This window comes from Acetatifactor sp. (assembly GCF_982438285.1).
The window spans coordinates 1-5,744 of record NZ_CEWDFQ010000198.1; the positions used below are offsets into that span (position 1 = coordinate 1).

Annotated in this window: 5 protein-coding genes; 3 read left to right on the forward strand and 2 right to left on the reverse strand. The window is 51.7% G+C overall.

The window, feature by feature from the left end:
- The 3 genes from AC1WIP_RS10350 to AC1WIP_RS10360 form a co-directional block, all read left to right on the forward strand.
- Positions 1 to 1,100: NAD(P)-dependent malic enzyme (locus tag AC1WIP_RS10350; protein ID WP_481141753.1), on the forward strand; the 1,100-nt coding region annotated here is incomplete at its 5' end.
- A 30-nt stretch (positions 1,101 to 1,130) separates the two neighbouring features.
- Complete coding sequence (gene mnmL / locus AC1WIP_RS10355; protein WP_481141754.1) at positions 1,131 to 2,117, forward strand: tRNA modification radical SAM protein MnmL/YtqA; 987 nt, start codon at positions 1,131 to 1,133, stop codon at positions 2,115 to 2,117.
- On the forward strand, positions 2,089 to 2,604 hold the full coding sequence (locus AC1WIP_RS10360) for a DUF4364 family protein (protein ID WP_481141755.1): 516 nt from the start codon (positions 2,089 to 2,091) through the stop codon (positions 2,602 to 2,604). Before mnmL ends, AC1WIP_RS10360 begins: the two co-directional genes overlap by 29 nt.
- Here the strand turns inward: AC1WIP_RS10360 and AC1WIP_RS10365 are convergent.
- Both AC1WIP_RS10365 and AC1WIP_RS10370 read right to left on the reverse strand, forming a co-directional pair.
- Positions 2,601 to 4,262 (reverse strand): amidohydrolase, encoded by a 1,662-nt coding sequence (locus AC1WIP_RS10365; protein ID WP_481141756.1) that lies wholly within the window; start codon positions 4,260 to 4,262, stop codon positions 2,601 to 2,603. The two genes, AC1WIP_RS10360 and AC1WIP_RS10365, sit on opposite strands and share 4 nt — an antisense overlap.
- Positions 4,263 to 4,287: 25 nt before the next feature.
- Entirely contained in the window at positions 4,288 to 5,634 is a 1,347-nt protein-coding gene (locus AC1WIP_RS10370) for a replication-associated recombination protein A (protein ID WP_481141757.1), read from the reverse strand.
- Between the last annotated feature and the right edge of the window lie 110 nt (positions 5,635 to 5,744).

Here is a 5,744-nt window from a genome sequence, read left to right on the forward strand (position 1 = left end):
AGACCGTTGCCAAAGCTCCTGTAAAATCCAGGGAGGATCTGGCCATTGCCTACACCCCCGGAGTTGCACAGCCCTGTAAGGTAATCGCCAAAGACCGGGATGCCGCCTATCGGTATACAATGAAGGCAAATACCGTGGCCGTAGTCTCCGATGGAAGCGCCGTGCTGGGCCTTGGCAACATCGGTCCCTACGCCGCAATGCCCGTAATGGAGGGAAAGGCGGTGCTATTTAAGGAATTCGGCGGCGTCAACGCAGTGCCCATCTGCCTGGATACACAGGACACTGAGGAGATCATCAAGGCGGTGACCTGGATGGCCCCTGGCTTTGGCGGCATCAATCTGGAGGACATCAGCGCGCCCCGCTGCTTTGAAATCGAGGAGCGCCTGAAGGAGACACTGGACATCCCCGTGTTTCACGACGACCAGCACGGCACCGCTATCGTGGTTTTAGCGGGCATCATCAACGCTCTGAAGGTGGTGGACAAGAAAAAAGAGAACTGCAGGGTGGTGATAAACGGCGCAGGCAGCGCCGGCATTGCCATTGCAAGGCTGCTGCTCACCTACGGCTTTTCGGATATCATACTATGTGACAAGTCAGGAATCCTGTCGAGAGAATCAGAAAATCTAAACTGGATGCAGGAAAGAATGGTCAAAGTTACCAATCTCAACAACGAGACCGGATCTCTGGCAGACGCCTTAAAGGGCGCCGACATTTTTATAGGCGTTTCTGCCCCCGGTATCGTAACCGGGGAAATGGTAGCCAAAATGAATCCGGATGCCATACTCTTCGCCATGGCAAATCCCGTACCGGAAATCATGCCGGATGAGGCAAAGGCCGCCGGCGCCAGAATTGTAGGCACCGGCCGCAGCGATTTCCCCAATCAGGTAAACAATGTGGTCGCCTTTCCCGGTATTTTCAAGGGCGCTTTAGAAGGCCGTGCTGCGCAGATCACGGAGGAAATGAAGCTTGCCGCCGCGCAGGCCATTGCTTCCTGTGTTCCCTCAGAGGAATTAAGCGAGGACAACATCATGCCCCAGGCCTTTGATCCAAGAGTGGTGCAGCTTGTGGCAGAGGCTGTCAAATCCCACATCAAACGGTGAAAGGCTTTCCAAAGCGCAGGAGGTTTATTTATGGATACTCTGGCACAAAACTGGTACGGCAAGCCCTACTATTCTCTGGATGCCTTCTGCAAAAATACTTTTGGCCATAAATGCTACAAAATTGCCCTGAATGCCCATTTGACCTGTCCCAACAGGGACGGTACCCTGGGCACTCGGGGCTGTATCTTCTGCAGCGAAGGCGGCAGCGGCGACTTTGCCGTATCCATTTTGGGTGAAACTGTGGAAAAGCAGCTTGCAAAGGGGATTTCTCTGCTGCACCAAAAAAACACAGGGCAGCATTTCATCGCTTATTTTCAAGCTTACACAAATACCTATGGCCCCATAGAATACCTGAGACAAATCTACACACAGGCCCTTTCCTCTCCCCTGGTCTGCGGCATCTCTATAGCTACCCGTCCCGACTGCCTTCCCAGGGAGGTATTGCTTCTCTTAGAGGAGTTAAGGGGACGCTTTCCGGAAAAATTTATCTGGGTGGAGCTGGGGCTTCAGACCATTCACGAGGCCACTGCCGCTTTCATCCGCAGAGGCTATCCCCTTTCCTGTTTCAACGATGCCTTAGAATCGCTTTGCCGTCTGCAGATTCCGGTGATTGTCCATGTAATTCTCGGGCTGCCGGGGGAGAGCGAAGAACAGAATCTGGAAACCATCCGATACCTGAATGACGTCCGCCCCTTCGGCGTCAAGCTGCAGCTGCTTCATGTGCTTGCGGACACAGATTTAGCTTCCCTTTACAGAAAGGGCGCATTTTCTGTTCTCACAAAAGAAGAATATCTTTCATTGACAGCCAGATGCCTTTCCATTCTCTCACCCCGGATCGTGGTGCACCGCCTGACAGGGGACGGCCCCCGGGATACGCTCATAGCTCCCAGGTGGAGCTGCCACAAGAGAGATGTGCTCAATTCCCTGCACAGGCTCATGAAGGAAAAAGAACTCTGGCAGGGAAAATATTTTTCAGGAGGAAATGAACATGTTACAGGAACCCCTTACCTTATATAAATTGATTGTGCTCTATATGCTGAACCGCGTAAGCTTCCCCCTCACCATGGCTCAGGTCAGCGACTTTATTCTGGAGAAGGAATACACCAACTTCCTGACGCTGCAGCAGGCCATCGGCGAGCTCACTGACGCCGGCATGATAGAGACTCGTTCCGTGGGGAACCGCACCCATCTGGTTCTCACAAAGGACGGCAGAGATACCCTGAGCTTTTTTGAAAACCGCATTAACAGCAGCATCCGGGGCGAGATAGACGCCTATCTGCAGGAAAATGAATTTACCCTGCGAAACGAGGTGTCTGTACAGGGAGACTATTATAAATCTACCTCCGGGGAATATGAGGCACATCTGATCGCAAAGGATAGAGAGATCAAACTTGTGGAGATCACCTTGTCTGTGCCCTCAAAGGAGACCGCCGCCGCCATCTGTGACAGCTGGCAGGAAAAAAATCAGCAGATTTATAAATACCTGGTAGAGCAGCTTTTTTAGTCTGCTCTTTTCTTCTTTCTCTTCCTTTTTCCCCGGCGGACAGCATCCGACCAGGCCAGACGGCCGTCTATCCAGACGCGCTGTACCTTGATCTTTAAAAGCTCATCTTCCTCTACCGTAAGAGGATTTTTATCAAGGATCACCAGATCCGCCCTTTTCCCCTCTTCAATGCTTCCCAGAATATCTTCTACCTTATATTGAAAGGCCGCATAAATGGTAACGGCCTTTAACGCCTCCTCCACGCTGATTTTCTGGCTCTCTCCCAAAATACGCCCCTGTCTGGTTTTCCTTGTCACCGCATTCCAAACAGCCTCCAGGGGTCTTGTATCCGTCACAGGGGCATCGTTGTGAAGGCTGAAGGGGATTCCTTTTGCAGCAGCGCTGCCTGCCGGGTCAAGACGCTCTGCCCTCTCCGGCCCCAAAAAGGTTTCATAGTGCCGGTCTCCCCACACATAAATATGGGCCGGAAAAAAGGAAGGGTAAAGATGGAGCTTTTTCATTTTATCCAGCTGGTCCTCCCGCACTGTCTGGCAGTGTATAATCAGGTTCCGCTTATAATTGTTCCGGGATAAATTTTCACAGCCCTCCAAAGCCTCTATAATCCTGTCAAGTGCCCTGTCCCCATTGCTGTGAATGGCAAAGGAACGATTGGAATTCAAAATCGTTTCCAGCTTTCCTCTAAGCTCCTCCACACTCATATGTGTGTAGCCGCAATAATCCTTCTCATCCTCATGTCCTGCAGCCGGAGTAAAATAGGGTTTTGTCAGAGCCGCCGTGTAACACTGAATGCTTCCGTCCATCAAGAGCTTTACCGGCCCGTTGATGATATGATCCCCTTTGATTCTGGGCGGCACTTCTCCCTCCTTCGTAAGAGAAGGACACACAATATACCTGGCCGGAAACTGTCCCCTTTTCATGCAAAGCTGCACAAGCCAGGCCATCTGGTTTCCCCCAGCGCCTTCACAGACTGCAGTAACCCCCTGACGCAGATACTCGTCGCAGACTTTTCCAATAGGGAGGCATGTCAGAGAAAGTCTTTCCCGTGGAGAAAGACCGTAAGCCAGCTCTATGAGCTTTCCCGCAGCGGCCATCTCCTCAAACACTCCTATGGCCTTCCCATTTCTCCTGCGCACGATACCTCCCTGGGGGTGAAAATCGGGGGTATTTGTACCTGTAAGCTCCATGGCCCTGGTGTTGGCCATGACCACATGGAAGGAGGCATGAATCACGATGACCGGCCTGGTCCGGGAAACCTTGTCAAGGTCCTCCGCCTCCGCCATTCTTCCATCCTCAGAAAGAGTATCATCATACCCAAAGCCCACAATGACCCCTTTTTTGTTTCTGGCCTGATCAGAATTTTTAAGAGCTTGAATCATCTGCTCCACATTCCTGATTTTCCCCACAGGCACACAGCGCAGATCCACGAATTTCAGCTGGGAAAAGGCATAAGAAATAAAATGACCATGAGCGTCAAAAAATCCCGGCATCAGAGTTCGTCCTTTCAGGTCAATGACTGCAGCCCTTCTTCCTGCCGCCTTCATCACCTCTTTTCTGCTGCCCACACGGATAATGTTCCTGCCCTCAACCAGCACAGCTTCCGGGTTCGGACATTTGTCGCTCATGGTCAATATGTTTCCGTTTATAAAAATTTTCTGCATAGGGCACTTCCTTCCTGTCCCATACCTAATGGCTTTTTTCCTCAGAAGAATGTGCCTGGCGGCGGATGCGCTTCATATGCTCTCTTATCTTCACCTCATATCCGTTGCCCGTGGGACGATAAAACTCTTTCCCATTTAACTCATAGGGCAGATATTGCTGCTCCACATAATGATTTGGATAATCATGGGCATATTTATAGCCTGTTCCATGTCCCAGCCTGGCAGCTCCCTTATAATGAGCATCCTGAAGGTGTACAGGTATGGGCAGAGAGCCTGTCCGCTCCACCTCCTCCATAGCCTCAAAGATGGCAAGGCAGCTGGCATTGCTTTTGGGCGCACAGGCCACATATGCCGCCGCCTGGGCCAGAATGATCTGTGCCTCCGGCATACCAATCCGCTCTGCCGCCAGGGAAGCGTTCACTGCCACCGCAAGCGCCTGAGGGTCCGCATTTCCCACATCCTCCGCCGCACAGATCATAATCCTTCTGGCGATAAAGGTAACGCTTTCTCCCGCATAGAGCATTCTTGCAAGATAATACACCGCAGCATCCGGATCGGAGCCCCGCATACTTTTGATAAAAGCCGATATGGTATCATAATGATTGTCTCCGTTCTTATCATACCTCACGGCGCGCTTTTGTATACATTCCTGGGCCACATCCAGCGTGATATGGATCCTCCCGTCTTCCTCTCTGGGAGTTGTTATCACCCCAAGCTCCACAGCATTTAACGCATGCCTCGCGTCTCCCCCAGAGATATCCGCCAGAAAATCCAGGGCGTCATCCTCGATAACGGCACGGTATGCTCCCATTCCCCTCTCTTCATCATAGACAGCTTTTTTTAGAAGCTCCTTTATGCCTTCCCTGGGAATGGGCCTCAGCTCAAAGATATTTGATCTGGAAAGCAGCGCCCCGTTTACCTCAAAATATGGGTTTTCCGTGGTTGCGCCGATCAGGATCACGGTGCCGTCCTCCACAAAGGGAAGAAGATAATCCTGCTGGCTTTTGTTGAAACGGTGAATCTCATCCACAAAAAGGATGGTTCTTTTGCCGTACATCCCCTGCAGCTCCTTCGCCCTGGCCACTACCTCCTCCATATCCTTTTTCCCGGCCGTGGTGGCGTTGATCTGTGTAAATTCCGCGCTGGTGGTATTGGCTATCACCTTTGCCAGCGTGGTCTTTCCCGTTCCGGGCGGCCCGTAAAAAATCACGGAGCTTAGCTTGTCCGCCTTGATGGCCCGGTAGAGCAGCTTGTCCTTCCCTATGATATGCTCCTGGCCCACCACCTCATCCAGGGTTTTGGGCCGCATCCTTGCAGCCAAGGGCGATTCCTTCTCCATTTTTGCGCTGCGCATATATTCAAATAGATCCATCGTCCCGTTTTTCTCCATTCTCGTCGGCAAAAGCCTCAAATTCCTTTTTCACACTGCCCAGACATTTTAACAGCTTCGGGGAAAATGTGCCGCACTGCCCTGTGAGTATC

Bases quoted from the DNA above. Each gene is read 5' to 3' on its own strand.
- AC1WIP_RS10370 (WP_481141757.1), bottom strand. From the start codon at position 5,634: ATGGATCTATTTGAATATATGCGCAGCGCAAAAATGGAGAAGGAATCG.
- mnmL (WP_481141754.1), top strand. From the start codon at position 1,131: ATGGATACTCTGGCACAAAACTGGTACGGCAAGCCCTACTATTCTCTG.
- AC1WIP_RS10360 (WP_481141755.1), top strand. From the start codon at position 2,089: ATGTTACAGGAACCCCTTACCTTATATAAATTGATTGTGCTCTATATG.
- AC1WIP_RS10365 (WP_481141756.1), bottom strand. From the start codon at position 4,262: ATGCAGAAAATTTTTATAAACGGAAACATATTGACCATGAGCGACAAA.